This is a genomic window from uncultured Reyranella sp. (assembly GCF_945957355.1).
In the GTDB taxonomy this organism is placed as follows: domain Bacteria; phylum Pseudomonadota; class Alphaproteobacteria; order Reyranellales; family Reyranellaceae; genus Reyranella.
The window spans coordinates 123,131-142,394 of sequence record NZ_CAMFKM010000002.1 but is presented as its reverse complement, the minus strand read 5'-3'; the positions used below and the strand labels follow the sequence as shown (position 1 = coordinate 142,394).

The 19,264-nt window shown below is 67.4% G+C and carries 21 protein-coding genes; 16 read left to right on the top strand and 5 right to left on the bottom strand.

Translation table 11 applies throughout. The features are described from left to right. Positions 1–19: 19 nt before the first annotated feature. Positions 20–841: an exodeoxyribonuclease III gene (locus Q0Q48_RS03725; protein ID WP_295134209.1), complete on the bottom strand. Its 822-nt coding sequence runs from the start codon at positions 839–841 to the stop codon at positions 20–22. 66 nt (positions 842–907) lie between these two features. Between Q0Q48_RS03725 and Q0Q48_RS03720 the strand changes: the two genes are divergently transcribed. Further along, positions 908–1,849: a neutral zinc metallopeptidase gene (locus Q0Q48_RS03720; protein WP_295134206.1), complete on the top strand. Its 942-nt coding sequence runs from the start codon at positions 908–910 to the stop codon at positions 1,847–1,849. Positions 1,850–1,877: 28 nt separating this feature from the next. Here the strand turns inward: Q0Q48_RS03720 and Q0Q48_RS03715 are convergent, their stop codons facing one another. Next, entirely contained in the window at positions 1,878–2,579 is a 702-nt protein-coding gene (locus Q0Q48_RS03715; protein ID WP_295134202.1) for a fumarylacetoacetate hydrolase family protein, read from the bottom strand. A 52-nt stretch (positions 2,580–2,631) separates the two neighbouring features. Here Q0Q48_RS03715 and Q0Q48_RS03710 point away from each other — a divergent pair, with 52 nt between their 5' ends. Then, on the top strand, positions 2,632–3,243 hold the full coding sequence (locus tag Q0Q48_RS03710; protein ID WP_295134199.1) for a L,D-transpeptidase family protein: 612 nt from the start codon (positions 2,632–2,634) through the stop codon (positions 3,241–3,243). Between the two features lie 12 nt (positions 3,244–3,255). Here the strand turns inward: Q0Q48_RS03710 and hrcA are convergent, their stop codons facing one another. After that, on the bottom strand, positions 3,256–4,359 hold the full coding sequence (gene hrcA, locus Q0Q48_RS03705; protein ID WP_295134196.1) for a heat-inducible transcriptional repressor HrcA: 1,104 nt from the start codon (positions 4,357–4,359) through the stop codon (positions 3,256–3,258). 122 nt (positions 4,360–4,481) lie between these two features. Between hrcA and rph the strand changes: the two genes are divergently transcribed. From rph to Q0Q48_RS03680, 5 genes are all read left to right on the top strand, one after another. Continuing rightward, entirely contained in the window at positions 4,482–5,201 is a 720-nt protein-coding gene (gene rph, locus Q0Q48_RS03700) for a ribonuclease PH (RefSeq protein ID WP_295134193.1), read from the top strand. Then, a complete protein-coding gene (gene rdgB / locus Q0Q48_RS03695; RefSeq protein WP_295134190.1) occupies positions 5,201–5,815 on the top strand; it encodes an RdgB/HAM1 family non-canonical purine NTP pyrophosphatase in 615 nt (204 codons plus the stop codon). Before rph ends, rdgB begins: the two co-directional genes overlap by 1 nt. Further along, positions 5,812–6,966: a radical SAM family heme chaperone HemW gene (gene hemW / locus Q0Q48_RS03690; RefSeq protein WP_295134187.1), complete on the top strand. Its 1,155-nt coding sequence runs from the start codon at positions 5,812–5,814 to the stop codon at positions 6,964–6,966. The genes rdgB and hemW overlap by 4 nt, the downstream gene beginning before the upstream one ends. After that, the gene (locus Q0Q48_RS03685; RefSeq protein ID WP_295134184.1) at positions 6,963–7,841 is read left to right on the top strand and encodes a transporter substrate-binding domain-containing protein; all 879 of its coding nucleotides are present in this window, start codon (positions 6,963–6,965) and stop codon (positions 7,839–7,841) included. Before hemW ends, Q0Q48_RS03685 begins: the two co-directional genes overlap by 4 nt. A 125-nt stretch (positions 7,842–7,966) precedes the next feature. Beyond that, positions 7,967–8,254, top strand: coding sequence for a GIY-YIG nuclease family protein (locus Q0Q48_RS03680; RefSeq protein WP_295134180.1), 288 nt, complete (start codon positions 7,967–7,969; stop codon positions 8,252–8,254). A 485-nt stretch (positions 8,255–8,739) separates the two neighbouring features. On the opposite strand, the gene Q0Q48_RS03675 is transcribed toward Q0Q48_RS03680, so the two are convergent. Then, positions 8,740–9,399 (bottom strand): GntR family transcriptional regulator, encoded by a 660-nt coding sequence (locus tag Q0Q48_RS03675; protein ID WP_295134176.1) that lies wholly within the window; start codon positions 9,397–9,399, stop codon positions 8,740–8,742. A 214-nt stretch (positions 9,400–9,613) separates the two neighbouring features. Between Q0Q48_RS03675 and Q0Q48_RS03670 the strand changes: the two genes are divergently transcribed. From Q0Q48_RS03670 to Q0Q48_RS03645, 6 genes are read left to right on the top strand one after another with little or no spacing between them, the layout of a single operon-like run. After that, entirely contained in the window at positions 9,614–10,726 is a 1,113-nt protein-coding gene (locus tag Q0Q48_RS03670) for a BMP family ABC transporter substrate-binding protein (RefSeq protein ID WP_295134172.1), read from the top strand. Positions 10,727–10,752: 26 nt separating this feature from the next. Next, positions 10,753–11,820 (top strand): ABC transporter permease, encoded by a 1,068-nt coding sequence (locus Q0Q48_RS03665; protein WP_366915267.1) that lies wholly within the window; start codon positions 10,753–10,755, stop codon positions 11,818–11,820. Positions 11,821–11,822: 2 nt separating this feature from the next. Continuing rightward, positions 11,823–12,749: an ABC transporter permease gene (locus tag Q0Q48_RS03660; protein WP_295134169.1), complete on the top strand. Its 927-nt coding sequence runs from the start codon at positions 11,823–11,825 to the stop codon at positions 12,747–12,749. A gap of 8 nt (positions 12,750–12,757) precedes the next feature. Continuing rightward, the gene (locus tag Q0Q48_RS03655; RefSeq protein WP_295134166.1) at positions 12,758–13,441 is read left to right on the top strand and encodes an isochorismatase family cysteine hydrolase; all 684 of its coding nucleotides are present in this window, start codon (positions 12,758–12,760) and stop codon (positions 13,439–13,441) included. A gap of 47 nt (positions 13,442–13,488) precedes the next feature. Further along, positions 13,489–14,946 carry an ABC transporter ATP-binding protein gene (locus Q0Q48_RS03650; protein ID WP_295135191.1) on the top strand — a complete coding sequence of 486 codons (1,458 nt, stop codon included), beginning with the start codon at positions 13,489–13,491 and terminating at the stop codon, positions 14,944–14,946. Between the two features lie 11 nt (positions 14,947–14,957). Continuing rightward, a complete protein-coding gene (locus tag Q0Q48_RS03645; RefSeq protein WP_295134163.1) occupies positions 14,958–15,620 on the top strand; it encodes a cysteine hydrolase in 663 nt (220 codons plus the stop codon). On the opposite strand, the gene hspQ is transcribed toward Q0Q48_RS03645, so the two are convergent. Next, entirely contained in the window at positions 15,621–15,992 is a 372-nt protein-coding gene (gene hspQ / locus Q0Q48_RS03640) for a heat shock protein HspQ (RefSeq protein WP_295134160.1), read from the bottom strand. Between the two features lie 231 nt (positions 15,993–16,223). Here hspQ and Q0Q48_RS03635 point away from each other — a divergent pair, with 231 nt between their 5' ends. From Q0Q48_RS03635 to Q0Q48_RS03625, 3 genes are read left to right on the top strand one after another with little or no spacing between them, the layout of a single operon-like run. After that, the gene (locus tag Q0Q48_RS03635; protein ID WP_295134158.1) at positions 16,224–17,039 is read left to right on the top strand and encodes an MBL fold metallo-hydrolase; all 816 of its coding nucleotides are present in this window, start codon (positions 16,224–16,226) and stop codon (positions 17,037–17,039) included. 10 nt (positions 17,040–17,049) lie between these two features. Then, complete coding sequence (locus Q0Q48_RS03630; RefSeq protein WP_295134155.1) at positions 17,050–17,886, top strand: class I SAM-dependent methyltransferase; 837 nt, start codon at positions 17,050–17,052, stop codon at positions 17,884–17,886. Then, positions 17,886–19,238: an adenylate/guanylate cyclase domain-containing protein gene (locus Q0Q48_RS03625; protein ID WP_295134152.1), complete on the top strand. Its 1,353-nt coding sequence runs from the start codon at positions 17,886–17,888 to the stop codon at positions 19,236–19,238. The genes Q0Q48_RS03630 and Q0Q48_RS03625 overlap by 1 nt, the downstream gene beginning before the upstream one ends. The last annotated feature ends 26 nt before the right edge of the window (positions 19,239–19,264 follow it).

Below are 19,264 nucleotides of genomic sequence, written 5' to 3'. Positions count from 1 at the left end.
GGCTCCCCCGAATTTCACACTAGACTTCGAATGTTGCCGACACCGGCACATGGTCCGATGCCTTCTCCCAATCGCGCAAGTCCACGTCGATGTGATGACTGCGGATCGCGCCGGCAAGGGCAGGGCTCGCCAGGATATGGTCGAGCCGGCGGCCGCGATTCGACGTGCGCCAGTCGTTGTTGCGGTAGCTCCACCACGAATAGAGCTTCTCGGTCTCCGGGACGAACTTGCGCGGCACGTCGATCCAGTCGAGCGAGGCCTGCAGCTTGCCGAACAGTTCCACTTCGACCGGCGTGTGCGAGACGATCTTGAGGAGTTGCTTGTGGCTCCACACGTCGTGCTCCAGCGGCGCCACATTGAGATCGCCCACGGTGATGCGGCGCAGCCCCTTGCGGGCGCGCGGCCCGGGCTTGCGCGCGGCGTACCAGTCCGCCATCTCGCGATAGAAATCGAGCTTGTGCGCGAACTTCACGTTGAGGTCGGGATCGGGAATGTCGCCGCCGGCCGGGATGTACAGATTGTCGAGCAGGATCGGATCGCCACCGACGTCGAGCGCGACCTCGACGTGACGGCAATCCTCCTTGCCGCAGCGGTGATGGATGGTGCCAGCGGCGAACGGCACCTTCGAGAGGATCGCCACGCCGTTATAGGCCTTCATCCCCTGCACGAACCGGTGGGTGTAGCCCATCTTCTCGAACGCCTCGTGCGGGAAGAACTCGTCCGGGCACTTGGTCTCCTGGAGGCACAGCACATCGGGCTGGCGCAACTTCAGGTACCGTTCGACGTTTGCGATCCGCAGCCGGACCGAATTTATGTTCCAGGTCGCAATGGTGAGGCTCATCGCCGGGCACTATAGACGATCCGGACACGATCTCGCCGGGAACTTCCCGGCCAAGGAGACCTGGCCATGCAGATGGATGGCGACGAGAGCAGCAACATCGAGGATCGCCGCGGCGAAGGCGGTGGGTTCGGCGGCGGGGGATTCGGCGGCGGCGGCTTTCCCATTCCGATGGGCGGCGGCGGGGGCGGCCTGTTCAAGGGCGGCATCGGCCTGGTGGCCTTCGTCGTCATCGCCATGATCATGGGCGCCGATCCCGGCGCCATCCTGAGCGACATCGCGGGCGGCGGCACCTCGAGCTACGCGCCGGCGCCTCCCTCCTCGTCGGCCAGCCGCACGCCGGGCACGCCGGCGCCGGCCGGCGATGCCGAGACCCAGTTCGTGTCGCGCGTGCTGAAGAGCACCGAGGATGTTTGGCACGAGATCTTCCAGGGCATGGGCCGCCAGTATCGCGATCCCAAGCTGGTGCTGTTCCGCGACGCCACGCGCACCCAGTGCGGCGTCGGCCAGGCGGCGATGGGGCCGTTCTATTGCCCGGCCGACCAGAGGGTCTATCTCGACCTCGGTTTCTTCGACGAGCTGGCGCGCCGCTTCCGCGCGCCCGGTCAGTTCCCGCAGGCCTATGTAATCGCCCACGAGATCGGCCACCACGTGCAGAACCAGCTCGGTATCTCGGCCAAGGTCCAGCAGATGCAGCAGAGCATGAGCAAGCGCGACGCCAACGCGCTGTCGGTGCGCGTCGAACTCCAGGCCGACTGCTTCGCCGGCGTGTGGGCCAACCGCGCCGACAGGCAGCGCGGCGGCCGTATGATCGACGACAAGGACGTCGACCAGGCGCTGGCCGCCGCCACCGCGATCGGCGACGACGCGCTGCAGCGGCAGAGCCAGGGACGCGTCGTGCCCGACAGCTTCACCCACGGCACCAGTGCGCAACGCTCACGCTGGTTCCGCAGGGGTCTCGATACGGGTGACCCTCGTCAGTGCGATACGTTCCGGGCCCAACAGCTTTAGCGAAGCTAGAGCTGTTGCGCCCCCAGCATCACACCAGAACGCACGTCACCGTGCCGCAGCCGTCGACGAAGCCCGACAGCGTGTCGCCCTTCACCACCGCGGCGACGCCGTCGGGCGTGCCGGTATAGATCAGGTCGCCGGCGGCCAGGGTGACGAGGCCCGACAGGTAGGAAATCGTCTCGGGCACGCTCCAGATGAGCGCGTTGAGATCCGACTTCTGGCGGGTCTTGCCGTTGACGTCGAGCTGGATGGTGCCCTTCGATGGATGGCCGATCTTCGCGGCCGGATAGATCTCGCCGATCGGCGCGGACTGGTCGAAGCCCTTGCCCATGTCCCAGGGGCGGCCCATGTCCTTGGCCTGGTTCTGCAGGTCGCGGCGGGTCATGTCGAGGCCGACGCCGTAGCCGTACACGTGCTCCAGCGCCTTCTCGACCGGGATGTTCGCGCCCCCCGACTTCATCGCCACCACCAGCTCCATCTCATGGTGCAGGTTCTTGGTGGCCGGCGGATAGGCGACCTTGGTGGGGTTCTTCGGGTCGGCGCAGACCACGATCGCGTCGGCCGGCTTGGTGAAGAAGAACGGCGGCTCGCGGTCGGGATCGTGTCCCATCTCGCGGGCATGGGCCGCATAGTTGCGGCCGACGCAGAAAATGCGGCGGACCGGGAACAGGTCGCCGGTTCCGTGGACCGGCACGCCGACGGTGGCCGGCGGGGTTACGACATAAGCCATCGCTTTCTCCCTCAAGAGCGTGCCTTTATGAAGGGCACTGGAGTACCGGGCAATGACCGACGAGAATGTCCTGATCGTACAGGCCGATTCGGCCGAAACCTCGCTGGGCTGGGCCAGCCTGGGGGAGCGGCGCTGGCGCTGCACGGTGGGTGCAGGCGGGATCCGTGAAGACAAGGTCGAGGGCGATTCGGCCACGCCGGTCGGCGAATTCCCCTTGCGCCGCATCTATTTCCGCAACGACCGGGTGGTCCTGCCGAAAACCGGCCTGCCGGCGCGGCCGATCAACGAGCATGACGGCTGGTGCGACGACCCGCGCTCGCCGACCTACAACCGGCTGGTCCGCATCCCGAACGAGTGGAGCCACGAGAAGATGTGGCGCGAGGACGGGCTCTACGACGTCGTGGTCGTGGTCGGCTACAACGACGATCCGCCGGAGGGCGAATGGGGCAGCGCCATCTTCCTCCACATCGCGCGCGACGACTATGCCGGCACGCAGGGCTGCGTCGCCTTCTCGCGCGATGATCTCCTGGAACTGCTGCCGTTGCTGAATCGCGACACCCGCCTTCGTGTCCTCTCACATGCCGCCGACGAAGAGGCGCAGCCGCGCCCGGAGGAAGACGAGCGCATGAAGCAGTTCGAGGATTTCGACGAAAAGGACTGGTGAAGCGCTGATGCCTTACCCGACCACCCTCCCGATGGCGCGCGCGGTGTAGTCGACCAGCGGGATGATGCGCGCGTAGTTCAGCCGCGTCGGGCCGATCACGCCGATGGCGCCGAGGATACGCTCCTGCGAATCGCGGAACGGCGCGACCACCATCGAGCAGCCGGTGTTGGCGAACAGCGGATTGTCGGCGCCGATGAAGATCTGGACACCCGAAGCCGTGTTGGCGAGTTCGAGCAGGCGCACGAAGCTCTCGCCGCGCTCCAGCGCGTCGAACAGGATGCGCACCCTCTCCAGGTCCTCGATCGCCGTGATGTCCTCGAGCAGGCGCGCCTGGCCACGCACGATCAGCGCACCGCCGCCGGGCTCGCCCGACCATGTGGCCAGTCCGGACTCGATCACGCGCGCGGTGAGGTCGTTCAGCTCGGCGCGCTTCAGCTTGATGTCCTCGAGGATCAGCCGCCGCGCCTCGTCGAAGGTGCGTCCGCTCAGCCGCGCGTTGAGATAGTTGCTGGCCTCGGTCAGCGCCGAGGGCGGCATGCCGATCGGCGTGTCGATCACCCGGTTCTCGACATGGCCCGATTGCGTCACCGTGACGACCAGCGCGCGGCCGGGACCGAGATTGACGAACTCGATGTGCTTCAGCGGCTGCTCGGTCTTGGGCGCCATCACCAGGCCGGCGCAGCGCGACAGGCCCGACAGGAGCGTCGTCGCCTGCTCCAGCGCCTCGGTGACGCTGCGGCCCGAGGTGGCGCAGCGCGCCTCGATCGATTCGCGCTCCTCCTCGGAGACGTTGCCGACCTCGAGCAGGCCGTTCACGAACAGTTTCAGCCCGGCATCGGTCGGCAGCCGGCCGGCCGAGGTGTGCGGCGCGTAGAGCAGCCCGGCATCCTGCAGGTCGGCCATGATGTTGCGGATGGTGGCCGGCGACAGGGTCTCGGTGAGCTTCCGCGTGAGCGCGCGCGAGCCCACCGGCTCGCCGGTCTCGACATAGCCTTCCACCACGTGGCGCAGCACCTCGCGGGCACGCTCGTTCAGTTCCGCGACGGAGGCGGCGCGTTGTCCGGTCGGGGTGTCGGCATGGGCACCCCCGGGCATGCCGATGCGGTGAATCGCCATGGGAAAAATGTAGGTAGTGCGGAGGGCAGGGTCAATGAACGCCGGCTGGAATGCGGGATGGCGGCTGGATTCGCCTCCTTCCGGGCGGTACACACCGGCCGCCCGCCCCTCAGGAGAAATGAATGCGCCCATCAGGCCGCGCCCCCGACCAGCTTCGCCCGGTTTCCCTGGAACCCGGCTTTTCCCGTCACGCCGAGGGGTCGTGCCTGGTCAAGTTCGGCGACACGCACGTGCTCTGCACCGCCTCGGTCGACGAGAAGGTGCCGCCGTGGATGCGCAACAGCGGCAAGGGCTGGGTCACGGCCGAATACGGCATGCTGCCGCGCTCGACCCATACCCGCATGGACCGTGAGGCCGCGCGCGGCAAGCAGTCGGGTCGCACTCAGGAGATCCAGCGCCTGATCGGCCGCTCGCTGCGTGCCGTCGTGAACCTGCAGGCCATGGGCGAGCGCCAGATCAACATCGACTGCGACGTGCTGCAGGCCGATGGCGGCACGCGCACGGCCAGTATCACCGGCGCCTGGGTCGCCCTGCACTTCGCCTACCAGCGCCTGATCAAGGACGGCAAGCTGGCGGCCAATCCGCTGTCCGGCACGGTCGCCGCGGTATCGTGCGGCCTGTGGGAGGGCACCGCCGTGCTCGACCTCGACTATCCCGAGGATTCCAAGGCCGAGGCCGACGCCAACTTCGTGCTGACGGGCACCGGCGGCATCGTCGAGGTTCAGGGCACGGCCGAGACGGACCCCTTCAGCGAAGCGCAATTCCTCGAACTGCTGCAGCTCGCCAAGAAGGGCATCGGCGAACTGACCAAGATGCAGCGCGCCGCCGTCGGGCTCGACTGATGGCCCGCCGGTTCGTCCTGCCGAAGCTCGTTGTGGCGACCCACAATCGCGGCAAGGCGGGCGAGATCCGCACCATGCTGGCGCCGTTCGGCGTCGAGATCGTCTCGGCCGGCGATCTCGGCCTGCCATCGCCCGACGAGACGGGAACGACCTTCGAGGACAATGCCACCCTGAAGGCACTGGTGGCGGTGCGGGCCAGCGGCCTGCCCTGTCTCGCCGACGATTCCGGCCTCAGCGTGCACGCGCTCGATCATCAGCCCGGCGTCTATACCGCCGACTGGGAAGGGCCGGCGCGCGACGCCATGGTCGGCATGCGACGCATCCAGGACGAGCTTGAAGCGCGCAACGTGCCGAAGACGGACGCGGCACGCGTCGCGACCTTCCATTGCGTGCTGGCGCTGGCCTGGCCCGACGAGCATGTCGAGCTGTTCCACGGCACGCTCGACGGCGCCATCGTCTGGCCGCCGCGCGGGACGGGCGGCCATGGCTACGATCCCTGCTTCCAGCCGGTCGGCGAGACGCGCACGACGGCCGAGATGTCGGATAGCGAGAAGAACGCCATCAGCCATCGCGGCCGCGCCTTCCGGATGATGGTCGAGGCCTGCTTCGGATGAAGCCGGCGCCCCTGGGCGTCTATGTCCACTGGCCCTTCTGCAAGTCGAAGTGCCCCTATTGCGATTTCAACAGCCACGTCCGCGAGGGCGTGGAACAGGCGCGCTGGCGGGCGGCGCTGTTGCGCGAGCTGGAACACGCTGCGCGCGAAGCGCCGGGGCGCCGCGTCGAGACGATGTTCTTCGGTGGCGGCACGCCCTCGCTGATGGAGCCGGAGACCGTCGCCGCGCTGATCGCTCGCACGAGGGAACTCTGGGACGCTGCGCCGGACATCGAGATCACGCTGGAAGCCAACCCGACCTCGGTCGAGGCCAGCCGTTTCGCCGCGCTGGCCGAGGCCGGCGTCAACCGCGTGTCGCTGGGCGTCCAGGCGCTCGATGCGGCGTCGCTCAAGTTCCTGGGGCGCGAGCATTCGACGGACGAGGCGCTGGACGCGCTCGCCACGGCGCGGCGTCACTTCGCCCGCCATTCGTTCGACCTGATCTATGCGCGGCCCGGCCAGACGCCGGAGGCGTGGACCGAGGAGCTGGAGCGAGCACTCGCCCTGGCCGGCGAACACCTGTCGCTCTACCAGCTCACCATCGAGCGCGGGACGCGCTTCTTCACCGATCACGCGCGCGGCACTTTCGTGCTGCCGGACGAAGAGGCCTCCGCCGCCATGTTCGAGCACACCCAGGCGCGGCTCATCGAGGCCGGCCTGCCCGCCTACGAGATTTCCAACCACGCGCGGCCGGGGGCTGCCTGCCGCCATAATTTGATCTATTGGCGGTATCAGGATTACGTCGGCATCGGACCGGGCGCGCACGGCCGCTTCGCCGTCGGCAACGCCAAGCGGGCGACCCGGCGATCGAGCGGACCGGAAGCCTGGCTGGAGTCCGTCGAGCGGACGGGCCACGGCACGGCGGAGACGTCGACGGTCGAGGGACAGGACCTGGTGGAGGAGGCGTTGATGATGGGACTGAGGCTGGCCGACGGCATCGACCGCGCCACCTTTGCGTCCGTCACCGGCGTCGACCCCGTCGAGGCGATCGACGCCACGCGGCTCGACCCGCTGGTGCGCGCGGGCTTCCTCGAGATCGACGTCACGCATCTGCGCGCAACATCGGAGGGACGGCAGCGTCTCAACGCGCTGCTGGAGCGGCTGGTCGCATGAGACTCGCGCTCTGTCTCCTGGCGCTCGTGGCGATGACAGGTGTCGCGTCTGCGCAGCAGCAACAGCCCCCCGCGCAGCCCCAGCAGAAGCCGCTGGCGAAACCTGCGCCGGCCGCCAAGCCCGCCGCGGCGGCACCGGCCGCCAAGCCAGGCCCCAAGTCGCCCTTCACGCCGCCCGCCTTCAAGATCACCATCGCCACCGAGGGCGCCTTCCCGCCCTTCAACTATCTCGATCGCAAGGGCATGCCGGCCGGCTTCGAGATGGAGCTGGCGCAGGAGGCCTGCCAGCGCATCAAGGCGGAGTGCGAGTTCATCGCGCTGAAGTGGGACGAGCTGATCCCCGGCCTGCTGGAGAAGAAGTTCGACATCATCATGTCGTCGATGGAAGTGACACGCGAACGGCGCCAGCGTATGGGCCTGTCGCGCCGTTACTATCTTTCCCCGGGCGCGTTCATCGCCCCCAAGGGCGCGCCGTACGACGGGCCGCCGTCGCTGCTGCGCAACAAGCGCATCGGCATCCAGACGGATTCGACGCATGCCGACTGGGCCGACAAGAGCTTCCGCCGCTCCGCCCAGCTCAAGCGCTACGCGTCGGTGCAGGAAGCGCTGACCGCGCTGGCCAACGACGAGGTCGACGCCGTGTTCGGCGACAAGGCGCAGCTCTGGCTGTGGAGCCGGAAGCCGGAAGGCAAGTGCTGCGAGCTGGTCGGGCAGGACATCAAGGACACGCAGACGCTCGGCGTCGGCGTGGCCGCCGGCCTGCGCAAGGAAGACGCCAAGCTGCGCGACGCGCTCAACAAGGCCTTCGGCGAGATGATGACCGACGGCACCTACAAGAAGATCAACGACAAGTATTTTCCGTTCGCGCTGAATTGAGGGGAGAACTCAGCAAAACAGCCCGTCGTCTCGACCGGAGCGCCCCTCGGGAGCCCTCGGGGCAGGCTCCGCCGCGGAGTGGAGAGACCTTGCCGAACCGAAAGGCCCCAGCAGGATAGACCCGTATGGTGCGCCAACCCGTCGTCTACATTCTCGCCAGCCCGAACCATCGCGCACTCTATGTCGGGATCACGACCGATATGGGTCGTCGGCTGAACGAGCATCGACAGGGACTGTCGGAACACACGTCTCGCTACAACATCACCAAACTTGTCTATCTCGAGTCGCACGAGACAGCGCCTCAAGCGATCGAACGCGAGAAGCAGATCAAGAAGTGGCGTCGCGAAAAGAAGACCGCACTGATCGAGAGCGCCAATCCCGAATGGTTGGATCTGTCGAACCAGATACATTAGCTCGCAACATCCGTCGTCTCGACCAAAGCACTGAAGGTGCGAAGTGGAGAGACCTTCGTTCAGCCAAAAGCCGGCAAATCGTAGAGAGAAGATCTCTCCGCTACGCCTCGCTTCGCGCGGCTCCGGTCGAGATGACGGTCCTATTTTGTCCGTCGTCTCGGCCGGAGCACCGAAGGTGCGGAGTGGCGAGACCTTCGTTCAACCAAAAGCCGGCAAATCGCAGAGAGAAGATCTCTCCGCTACGCCTCGCTACGCGAGGCTCCGGTCGAGATGACGGGGTTTCTTGTCGGCCACCTCTAGAGTCTTTCCGTCTCACTTCGAACCATTTACCTCATCCTGAGGAGCACGCTGAAAGCGTGCGTCTCGAAGGATGGGCAACAGACGCAGTGCTCGTGCCGACCCTTCGAGACGCTCACTACGTTCGCTCCTCAGGGTGAGGCCGCGTGTTGGAGGGATCTGCTGATGCAACCCCGCCCAGAAAGCCTCTAAGCCGCGTTGATCGCGGCGAAGGCTTCGAAGGCGTCCTCGACCAGGCTGACGTGGTGGATCATGGCGGCGTGGGCGCCGGCGGCGTCGCCGGAGACGATGGCGCGAACGACGGCGTCGTGTTCCTGGTTGGAGCGCAGCAGGCGGCCGTCGACGCGGAACTGGGCGCGGCGGTAGGGCCCGACCCGGCGCCGCAGGTTCATCGCATATTCGGCCAGCGGCGCATTGTGAGCGCCGGTATAGATCGCCGAGTGGAAAGCGACGTTCGCATCCGAATAGGCCTCGGTCTCGCCCGCCGCGGCGAGCGCGACCATCGCTTCGTGCCGCGCCTGCAGGCGCCGCCGTTCGATCGGGGTCATGCTCATGGCCGCCAGCCGGGCACAGGTCGCTTCCATCTCGGCCATGGCCACGAACAGGCTCTCGATCTCCTCAGGCGTCGCCTTGGACACGATCGCGCCCTTGCGCGGGCGCATGTCGATCAGGCCGCTCATCGCCAGCTGGCGCAGCGCCTCGCGGACCGGCGTGCGCGACACGCCATGCTGTTCGGCCAGGCCCACCTCATCGAGGCGTTCGCCGGGCGGCAACCGGCCGTTGAGGATGCCGTCGGCGATCGCCGCGGCGAGTTTGTCGGCCAGGGTCGGGTTGGTGTCGGTGCGCATGCCGCTTTGCATACAAGATGGATGCCAAAGCAGGAATTGCACTCATCCATGCACAAAAAGAATGCAATTCGGTGAAATTGCATACAATTCGAGCGGTCGAACTGGCCGTTTCTCGCGGATTCGCCTGCATTTGCGGCCTCCGAGGCGTGGCACACCGCTTGCTGTTTCCCCTTCGGGCCGCGACGGCCGGACACGCGATCGAGGGGGACGTTCGATGATCGACAAGTTCAATATCGGCCGACGGGCACTTCTGGGCAGCGCGGCGGGCGCGGCCGTTCTCGGTCTCGCAGGCGGCGCCCAGGCGCAGAAGCCGCTGGTGGTCGGCTTCATCTATGTCGGGCCGCGTGACGACTACGGCTACAACCAGGCCCATGCCGAGGGCGCGGCCGTCCTGAAGAAGATGGCCGGCGTGAAGGTCGTCGAGGAAGAGAAGGTGCCGGAAACCGTCGCCGTCGAGAAATCGATGGAGAGCATGATCAACATGGACGGCGCCACGCTCCTGTTCCCGACCTCGTTCGGCTACTTCGACCCGCACATGCTGCGCATGGCGGCGAAGTATCCGAAGATCCAGTTCCGGCACTGCGGCGGCCTGTGGAACAAGGCCAAGAACCCGATGAACACCGGCAGCTACTTCGGCTACATCGACGAGGCGCAGTATCTCAGCGGAATCGTCGCCGGTTCGACCACCAAGAGCGGCAAGATCGGCTTCGTGGCCGCCAAGCCGATCCCCCAGGTCCTGCGCAACATCAACGCCTTCACCCTGGGCGCGCGTTCGGTGAATCCGAAGGTCACCTGCCAGGTGATCTTCACCGGCGACTGGTCGCTGCCGGTCAAGGAAGCCGAGGCCACCAACTCGATGATCGCGCAGGGCGTCGACGTCGTGACCTGCCATGTCGACAGCCCGAAGGTCGTGATCGAGACCGCCGAGCGCGCCGGCATCTACACCTGCGGCTATCACACCAATCAGGCGAAGCTCGCGCCCAAGGGCTACCTCACCGGCGCCGAGTGGCAGTGGGAAAAGATCTACGTCGACTTCGTCGAGACGATGAAGAAGGGCGGCGTACCGGGCAACTTCGTGCGCGGCGGCCTCAAGGAAGGCTACGTCAAGAACTCGCCCTTCGGTCCCGCCGTATCGGACGCGGCGAAGGCCAAGGTCGAGGAAGCCCGCAAGGGCATTGTCGACGGCAGCTTCGCGATCTTCAAGGGCCCGCTGAAGGACAACAAGGGCAACACCGTCATCGCCGGCGGCACGACCTACACCCAGACCGAGCCCGTGCTCGAGGGCATGAACTACCTGGTCGAAGGCGTTCTCGGCGCGACGTCCTAAGCCGCGCCGCGGACCAGGGCCCAGTTGTGAGTACGGGTATCGGCACCGCCCTCGAACGCATCGCCGTCTCGGCGCTGGCCCTGCTGGCGTCGGCGGTGATCTTCGGCCTGCTGCTGATCCTCTATGCCGGCGTCGATCCGTTCGAGGCCTACGCGCTGATGTACCAGGGCGCGTTCGGCAGCTGGTTCTCCTTCCAGAACACACTGACGCGCGCGGCACCCCTGATCCTGACGGCGCTGTGCACGGCGCTGCCGGCGCGGCTCGGCCTGATCATCATCGGCAACGAGGGCGCGCTGGTCCTGGGCGGCGTCGCGGCTGCGGCGGCCGGCGTTGCCGTGTCCGCCTCTGGACCGCTGGTTGTGCATCTCACCATGGCGGCCGCGGCCATGATCGTGGGCGGTGCCTGGATCGCACTCGCCGGCGGGCTTCGGCAGTATCGCGGCGTCAACGAGACGATCTCCAGCCTGCTCCTCACCTACATCGCCATCGCCCTGATGAACCACTTCGTCGAGGGCCCGCTGCGCGATCCGACGAGCCTCAACAAGCCGTCGACCCCGCCGATCGGCGACGCCAACATGCTGGGCACGATCGGCGGCAGCGACGTCCATTGGGGGCTCGCCTTCGGCATCGTGGCCTGCCTGCTCTGCTATGTCGTGCAGCGCTTCACCACCTTCGGCTTCGCCATGCAGGTGATCGGCGGCAACCCGAAGACCGCGCGCATGATGGGCCTGAACGTCGGCCGCTACGTGCTGGTGGCCTGTGCCGCCGGCGGCGCGGCGGCGGGTCTCGCCGGGATGGTCGAGGTGGCGGCGGTGCACGGCAAGGCCAATGCCTCGCTGGCCGTCGGCTACGGCTTCACCGGCATCCTGGTCTCGTTCCTGGCCCGCCATCATCCGCTGGCGATTATTCCCGTCGCCATCCTGCTGGGCGGCATCGGTGCCAGCGGCGGGCTTCTCCAGCGCCGGCTCGACCTGCCGGACGCAGCGGTGGTCGTCCTGCAGGGCATCATCTTCGTCTGCATCCTGGCGAGCGAAACCCTGTACGGCCGCTCGTGGGCCTGGCTGTGGCGCTTGCGGGCGGTGGAGGGACGCTGAACATGGACGGCAGCGACATCGGTCTCTGGGGTGTGCCGCTGGCCATGCTGGCCGGCGCCATACGCGTCAGCACCCCCTTCATCTTCGTGAGCCTCGGCGAGTGCCTCACCGAGCGCAGCGGCCGCATCAACCTCGGCCTCGAAGGCACCCTGATGATGGGCGCGATGAGCGCCTATGGCACGGCTCTGCTGAGCGGTTCGCCGTGGCTCGGCGTGCTGGTGGCGGCCGGCGTCGGCCTGATGCTGGGCGCCCTGCACGCCGCCCTCTGCCAGCTGCCCAAGGTCAACGACATAGCGACCGGCATCGGCCTGATGCTGTTCGGCACCGGCCTCGCCTTCTTCCTGGGCAAGCCCTACATCCAGCCCAAGGCGCCCAACCTCGGCGCACTCGACCTCGGCGGCTGGAGCAGCATCCCGCAGGTACAGCAGGCGCTGCAGGTCAATCCGCTGTTCATCGTCGGCATCGTGCTGGCCTTCGCGCTCGCCTGGGCGCTGAAGAACACGCGCTGGGGCCTGATCGTGCGCCTCGCGGGGGAAAGCGTCGATGCGGCCCTGGCGATCGGCGCCTCGGTCGGCCGGGTGCGCCTGCTGGCGACCGCAGTCGGCGGTGCCTTCGCGGGTATCGGCGGCGCCTTCCTGTCGCTCTACTATCCCGGAAGCTGGAACGAGGGCCTGTCGAGCGGCCAGGGCCTGATGGCCGTGGCGCTGGTGATCTTCGCGCGCTGGGACCCGATCCGCTGCCTGTGGGCCTCGTTGCTATTCGGCGCCGCCGGCGCAATCAGCCCGGCGTTGCAATCGGTCGGCGTGACCCAGGGCTACTACCTGTTCAGCGCCGCACCCTACGTCCTCACCCTTGCCCTGATGATCGCCACCTGCTCGCCGGCGCGCAGCCTACGCGGTGCGCCGGCCGAACTGGGCGCGGTCAAGTAGGAGCCGTCATGACCAAGACCCACATCGACTCCCGACCCTATGCCTGGCCGTGGAACGGCGACCTGCGGGCCGACAACACCGCGCTGGTCATCATCGACATGCAGACCGATTTCTGCGGCGTCGGCGGCTATGTCGACAAGATGGGCTACGACCTGTCGCTGACGCGCGCGCCCATCGAGCCGATCAGGAAACTGCTCGCTGCCGCGCGCAAGGCCGGCTGGACCGTGATCCATACCCGCGAGGGCCATCGCCCCGATCTCTCCGACCTGCCGGCCAACAAGCGCTGGCGATCCCGGCAGATCGGCGCCGGCATCGGCGACCCAGGCCCCTGCGGGCGCATCCTGGTGCGCGGCGAGCCGGGCTGGGAGATCATTCCCGACCTCGCGCCGATCACCGGCGAGCCGATCATCGACAAGCCGGGCAAGGGTTCGTTCTGCGCCACCGACCTCGAGCTGATGCTGCGCACGCGCGGCATCGACAATCTGGTGCTGACCGGCATCACGACCGACGTGTGCGTCCACACCACGATGCGCGAAGCCAACGATCGCGGCTTCGAATGCCTGATCCTGGAGGACTGCACCGGCGCCACCGATCCCGGCAATCATGCCGCCGCGCTAAAAATGGTCGAGATGCAGGGCGGCGTGTTCGGCGCCGTCGCGAACTCGGCCGCGGTCCTGAAGGCGCTGGCGTGACCGCGCCGTCCCTCGAGCTGATCGGCTTCACCAAGCGCTTCGGCGCGATGGCCGCACTCGACGACGTCTCCGTGAAGATCGAGGCTGGCGCCTTCCATGCGCTGCTGGGCGAGAACGGCGCGGGCAAGAGCACCCTGGTGAAATGCGCCATGGGCTACTACGCCGCCGACCAGGGCCAGATCCTGCTGAACGGACGCGAGGTCGAGATCGCCCATCCGCGCCAGGCGCACGAGCTGGGACTGGGCATGGTCTACCAGCACTTCACGCTGGTGCCGAACATGACGGTGCTGGAGAACTTCGTGCTGTCGCGCGGCAACCTGCCGGCGGTGATCGACTGGGTGGCGGAGCGGAAGGCACTCAACGCCTTCTTCGAGACGACGCCGTTCACCGTGCCGGTCGACGTGGCCGTCGCCGACCTCGCCGCCGGCCAGAAGCAGAAGGGCGAGATCCTTCGCCAGCTCTACCTGAAGCGCAACCTGCTGATCCTCGACGAGCCGACCTCGGTGCTGACGCCGGACGAGGCCGACGAGGTGCTGACCACGCTCAAGAAGCTGACCGACGACAAGTTGATCACCATCGTCACCATCACGCACAAGTTCCGCGAGGTGAATACCTATTGCGATGCCGTCACGGTGCTGCGCCGCGGCCAGCTCATCGGCACCAGGCCGACGAGCGAACTCGACAACGACATGATGGCCGAGATGATGGTCGGCCGGCGCGAGACGCGCACCGTGGTGGAGCGCGAGACCCGTGCGCCGGGCAAGGCGGTGTTGAAACTGGAGGGGCTGTCGGTCGCCGACAATGTCGGCCAACTCGCGGTCGAAGAGTTGGCGCTGGAGATCCGCGCCGGCGAGATCGTCGGCGTCGCCGGCGTGTCGGGCAACGGCCAGCGCGAACTCGTGGAAACGCTGGCCGGCCAGCGTGATGCCGAAGCGGGCAAGATGCTGGTGCACGGCGAGGTCTACACCGCGACGCGACCCGAGATGGTCCGTCACAGGATCGCCTGCCTGCCGGAGGAGCCGCTGCGCAATGCCTGCGTCGCCGACATGTCAGTGGCCGAGAACATCGCGCTGCGCTCCTTCGATCAGCCGCCTTCCTCGTCGAACGGCATCTGGCTCAAGCGCGGCCCGATGCGCGAGACGGCGCGAAAGCTGATTGAGGCCTACAAGGTGAAGACGCCGGGGCCGGATGCCGCCATCCGCGGCCTGTCGGGCGGCAACGTGCAGCGCGCGGTGCTGGCGCGCGAACTGTCGAGCGAGGGCGATCTGTTGATCGTGGCCAATCCCTGCTTCGGCCTCGACTTCGCCGCCGTCGCCGAAATTCGCGCGCGCATCGTCCAGGCGCGCAACCGCGGCGCCGCCGTGCTGCTGGTCAGCGAAGACCTCGACGAGATCCTGCAGCTCTCCGACCGCATCGTCGTCATGTTCGACGGCAAGCTCGCGCTGCAGACGGATTCGGCCGCGGCCGACATCGGCGCCATCGGCCGCGCCATGGCCGGGCATTGAGGGGTACGCCCGTGAAAACCATCGCCGCCCAGCCGTTCGACTTCAGCTTCGATCCTGCGCGTCTGGCGCTGATCGTGATCGACATGCAGCGCGACTTCATCGAGCCCGGCGGTTTCGGCGCGACCCTGGGAAACGACGTCAGGCTGCTCTCGGCCATCGTGCCGACGGTCGGCAGGCTGCTCGAGGCCTTCCGCGGCGCCGACCTGCCCATCATCCATACGCGCGAATGCCACAAGCCCGACCTGTCGGATTGCCCGCCGGCCAAGCGGCTGCGCGGCAAGCCGTCGATGCGCATCGGCGATCCCGGCACAATGGGCCGCATCCTGATCGCCGGCGAACCGGGGGCCGACATCGTGCCCGAGCTGGCGGCGAAGCCTGGTGAGATCGTCCTCGACAAGCCGGGCAAGGGAGCCTTCTACGCAACGCCGCTCGGCGACATCCTGGCCGAGCGCGGGATCACGCATCTGGTGCTCGCCGGCGTCACCACGGAGGTCTGCGTCCAGACGACCATGCGCGAGGCCAACGACCGCGGCTTCGAATGCCTGCTGGCCGAGGACGCGACCGAAAGCTATTTCCCGGAATTCAAGAAGGCCGCGCTCGACATGATCCGCGCGCAAGGCGCGATCGTCGGCTGGACCGCCACCGTCGATCAGATCGCCGAGGCGCTGCGCTGACTAGTGCAGCGCGCGCTCGCGCGAGACGTAGTGGCCGCGCTTCAGTTCCTTGAAGAACTGCGGCACCTGCGGATGCGACACCGGCTTGCCGGTATCGTCGGCCAGCAGGTTCTGCTCGGAGACGTAGGCCACGTAGGTGGTCTGCGCGTTCTCGGCGAGCAGATGGTAGAAGGGTTGGTCCCGACGCGGCCGCATCTCTTCGGGGATCGACGACAGCCATTCCTCAGTGTTCGCGAACACCGGATCGACGTCGAAGATCACGCCGCGAAACGGATAGATACGGTGCTTCACCACCTGGCCGATGGCGAACTTGGCGCAACGCAGGGGCGGCGCGGCCAGCGCCGGGGTAGAAGCCTGATTGATGGGTTCCATAGGCAAAGTATTGCTCCGAACAGGCCGGTAGGCAACGCAGTCGGGACGCCGGATTCGACCGCCGACTGCAAGAATACGTGAAAAACAGCCGCCCGGATCCCTACGCAAGAACATGGCCAGAACGGCAGGGCGTCCGGCATCGGTTGACGGGACGCACCCGCCTGTGGACTCTGGCGGCACAGTTGCCGGGAAGGGTTTGTGGTCGACGGTCTTAAAGTCCGATTCTGGGGCGTGCGGGGATCCATCTCGTGCCCGGGTGCAGAATATGCGCGCTATGGCGGCAACACCTCATGCCTGGAAGTCACCGCCGGGGGCCGCCGGCTGCTCTTCGATGCCGGCACGGGTATTCGCACGCTGGGCGTCGAACTCGCGCGCCAGGCGCCGCACGACATCGACATCTATTTCACCCACACCCACCTGGACCACATCTCCGGACTCACCTTCTTTGCGCCGCTGTTCGATCATCGCAACTCGGTGCGCATGTGGGCCGGCCACCTCGAGGCCCCGTACACGCTGAAGAAAGTCGTCGGGCACCTGATGCAGGCGCCGCTCTATCCGGTGTCTCTCGACGTCTTCCAGGCCCGCGTCGAATTCAGGGAGTTCAAGGCCGGCGATGGCCTGTCGTGCGGCGCGGTCGCGGTACGAACGGTACCGCTCAACCATCCCAACGGCGCCACCGGCTACCGCATCGACCATCTCGGCAAGTCGATCTGCTACATCACCGACACCGAGCATCGCGAGGGCCATCGCGACGAAAGGATCGTCGAGCTTTGCCGCGGCGCGGACGTGATGATCTACGATTCGAGCTACACCGACGAGGAATATGCGCGCTATCGCGGCTGGGGCCATTCGACCTGGCAGGAGGGTGTGCGGGTCGCCGATGCGGCCGGGGTGGGGACACTCGCCATCTTCCATCACGATCCCAGCCATGACGATGCCTTCATGGACGGCGTGGCGCGGGCCGCGGCGGCCGCGCGCCCGGGTATCGCGGCGAACGGATTGCCGCGCGCCCTGGTCGCCCACGAAGGCCTGACCCTCACGCCGTGAGTATGACCCGATGAGTGCCACGTCCACCTTGCGCGGCCGCTGGCGGCGGTTCGCCCTGGGCTTGCCGACCGTGCTCGGCCTGAAGCCGCGCGGCTGGTTCATCCCGCACCGCTATGCGCCGCTGCTGCCGCCGCCGGGTGCGCAGCCGCCCTATCCCGCGATCGAGCGCCTGTTCGAGGAGCATGCCGACCGGTTCGCCGCCGTGCTTGATGCCGTCGATGCCCAGGCCGCGGCACTCGAGAGCTGCAAGGCGATGTTCGAGCAGTCGTGGTTTCCGTCGCTCGATGCCGCCGTCGCCTATGCGCTGGTGCGGGAGCGCAAGCCGCGCCGCATCATCGAGGTCGGCTCCGGCCACTCGACGCGCGTCCTGTCGAAGGCACTGGGCGGTGTCGGCGAGATCCTGGCCATCGACCCGGCACCGCGCGCCGACATCGCCGACCTGCCGGGCGTGCGCGTGAAGTCGTCGACGCTGCAGGCGGCGCCGGACAAGGTCTTCGACGGCCTCGTGCAGGGCGACGTCCTGTTCATCGATTCCAGCCACATCCTGATGCCGGGCAGCGATGTCGACATCCTGTTGAACCGCGTCCTGCCGCGCCTGCCGGCCGGCGCGCTGGTTCACATCCACGACATCTTCCTGCCGTTCGACTATCCCGCGATCTGGGGCTGGCGCGCCTACAACGAGCAGCAGGGCGTGGTGCCGCTGCTCTCGAGCGGCGCCTTCACGCCGCTCTTCTCCAGCGTCTGGGCGGAGCGGCGCATGGCCGACCGGCTGGCCGCCTCCGTGATCTCCCGACTGCCGCGGCCGCCGGACGCGCTGCCCGCCAGCCTCTGGCTGGAAAAGCGCTGATGCTGCGCCGCCTGCGCGACTGGTTGTTCGGCAGCGGCGATACGGCCCAGCTCCCCGAGCGCGTGCGCCTGGCGATCGCACGCCAGCAGGAGCAGAGCGAGATCCTGATCGGCTGGGTGCAGCTCGTCATCGTGGTGCTGGTCGCCACGGTCTACGAAACGAGCTCGATGCCCGGCGGCGTGGTGCAGGAGGACTATTCCTTCGAGTTCGACGTGCTGGTGATCTACGGCGCCTTCTGCCTGGTGCGCCTCGGGCTTGCCTATGCGCACCTGCTGCGGACCTGGATGCTCTACCTGTCGGTGGTCGCCGACATGCTCCTGCTGATGGGACTGATCTACTCGTTCCATTACAAGTATGCCCAGCCGGCAGTCTTCTATCTGAAGGTGCCGACACTCCTCTACGTGTTCCTGTTCATCGCGCTGCGGGCACTGCGCTTCGAGGCGCGCTTCGTCGTGTTCACCGGTCTCACGGCGATCGCGGGCTGGCTCGGCCTCATCCTCTACGCGTTGGGCGGCCGTGGCGGACCGGCCAATCCGACCGACGACTTCGTCGAGTACATGACCTCGAACGCATTTCTGATCCACGCCGAGGCCGACAAGATCATCGCCATCCTGCTCACCACCCTCGTACTGGCGCTCGCCATCTCGCGGGCGCGCCACCTCCTGGTGCAGGCAGTGAGCGAGAGCACGGCGGCGCAGGACCTGTCGCGCTTCTTCGATCCCGGCGTGGCGGCCCGCATCCGCGGCGCGGCGATGTCGATCACGGCGGGCGAAGGTGAATTGCGCGACGTCGCCATCCTCACCGTCGACCTGCGCGGCTTCACGCGCCTGTCGATGGAACTGCCGCCCGACGAGGTGATGAAGGTCCTGCAGGACTACCAGGGCCGCGTCTGCCCGCTGATCGCGGCGGCCGGCGGCAGCATCGACAAGTTCCTGGGCGACGGCATCCTGGCCTCGTTCGGTGCCGTGATGCCTTCGGCGACGGCCGCCGCGGACGCATTGCGTGCCGCCGATTCGGTGATGGCCGCCGCCGCTGCCTGGGCCGCCGAGCGCCGGGCCGCCGGCCTGCCCCCGCTCGAGATCGGACTGGCCGTCGCGGCGGGCCGGGTGGTGTTCGGCGCGGTGGGCGACGGCGAACGGCTCGAATTCACCGTGATCGGCGAGGCCGTGAATTTCGCGGCGAAACTCGAGAAGCACAACAAGGAAGAGCGGACCCGCGCCCTTACCGACGGCGTCACCTACGCCCTCGCCGAACGCCAGGGCTATCGCGCGCCGGTGACGCATGAGCGCCGCCCCGGCCGGACGGTCGGCGGCGTCACCGAAGCGGTCGATATCGTCGTCCTGGCCGCCTGAGACGTCTCGTTGCGCCGGAAGCGGGC

What these genes read in the sequence shown, in the direction of transcription:
- Q0Q48_RS03660 (WP_295134169.1), top strand. Translation starts at nt 11,823, where the DNA reads ATGGACGGCAGCGACATCGGTCTCTGGGGTGTGCCGCTGGCCATGCTG.
- Q0Q48_RS03675 (WP_295134176.1), bottom strand. Translation starts at nt 9,399, where the DNA reads ATGCGCACCGACACCAACCCGACCCTGGCCGACAAACTCGCCGCGGCG.
- hrcA (WP_295134196.1), bottom strand. Translation starts at nt 4,359, where the DNA reads ATGGCGATTCACCGCATCGGCATGCCCGGGGGTGCCCATGCCGACACC.
- hspQ (WP_295134160.1), bottom strand. Translation starts at nt 15,992, where the DNA reads ATGGAACCCATCAATCAGGCTTCTACCCCGGCGCTGGCCGCGCCGCCC.
- Q0Q48_RS03715 (WP_295134202.1), bottom strand. Translation starts at nt 2,579, where the DNA reads ATGGCTTATGTCGTAACCCCGCCGGCCACCGTCGGCGTGCCGGTCCAC.
- Q0Q48_RS03720 (WP_295134206.1), top strand. Translation starts at nt 908, where the DNA reads ATGCAGATGGATGGCGACGAGAGCAGCAACATCGAGGATCGCCGCGGC.
- Q0Q48_RS03670 (WP_295134172.1), top strand. Translation starts at nt 9,614, where the DNA reads ATGATCGACAAGTTCAATATCGGCCGACGGGCACTTCTGGGCAGCGCG.
- Q0Q48_RS03685 (WP_295134184.1), top strand. Translation starts at nt 6,963, where the DNA reads ATGAGACTCGCGCTCTGTCTCCTGGCGCTCGTGGCGATGACAGGTGTC.
- Q0Q48_RS03650 (WP_295135191.1), top strand. Translation starts at nt 13,489, where the DNA reads ATGGCCGCACTCGACGACGTCTCCGTGAAGATCGAGGCTGGCGCCTTC.
- Q0Q48_RS03710 (WP_295134199.1), top strand. Translation starts at nt 2,632, where the DNA reads ATGACCGACGAGAATGTCCTGATCGTACAGGCCGATTCGGCCGAAACC.
- rdgB (WP_295134190.1), top strand. Translation starts at nt 5,201, where the DNA reads ATGGCCCGCCGGTTCGTCCTGCCGAAGCTCGTTGTGGCGACCCACAAT.
- Q0Q48_RS03680 (WP_295134180.1), top strand. Translation starts at nt 7,967, where the DNA reads ATGGTGCGCCAACCCGTCGTCTACATTCTCGCCAGCCCGAACCATCGC.
- Q0Q48_RS03625 (WP_295134152.1), top strand. Translation starts at nt 17,886, where the DNA reads ATGCTGCGCCGCCTGCGCGACTGGTTGTTCGGCAGCGGCGATACGGCC.
- rph (WP_295134193.1), top strand. Translation starts at nt 4,482, where the DNA reads ATGCGCCCATCAGGCCGCGCCCCCGACCAGCTTCGCCCGGTTTCCCTG.
- Q0Q48_RS03630 (WP_295134155.1), top strand. Translation starts at nt 17,050, where the DNA reads ATGAGTGCCACGTCCACCTTGCGCGGCCGCTGGCGGCGGTTCGCCCTG.
- Q0Q48_RS03655 (WP_295134166.1), top strand. Translation starts at nt 12,758, where the DNA reads ATGACCAAGACCCACATCGACTCCCGACCCTATGCCTGGCCGTGGAAC.
- hemW (WP_295134187.1), top strand. Translation starts at nt 5,812, where the DNA reads ATGAAGCCGGCGCCCCTGGGCGTCTATGTCCACTGGCCCTTCTGCAAG.
- Q0Q48_RS03725 (WP_295134209.1), bottom strand. Translation starts at nt 841, where the DNA reads ATGAGCCTCACCATTGCGACCTGGAACATAAATTCGGTCCGGCTGCGG.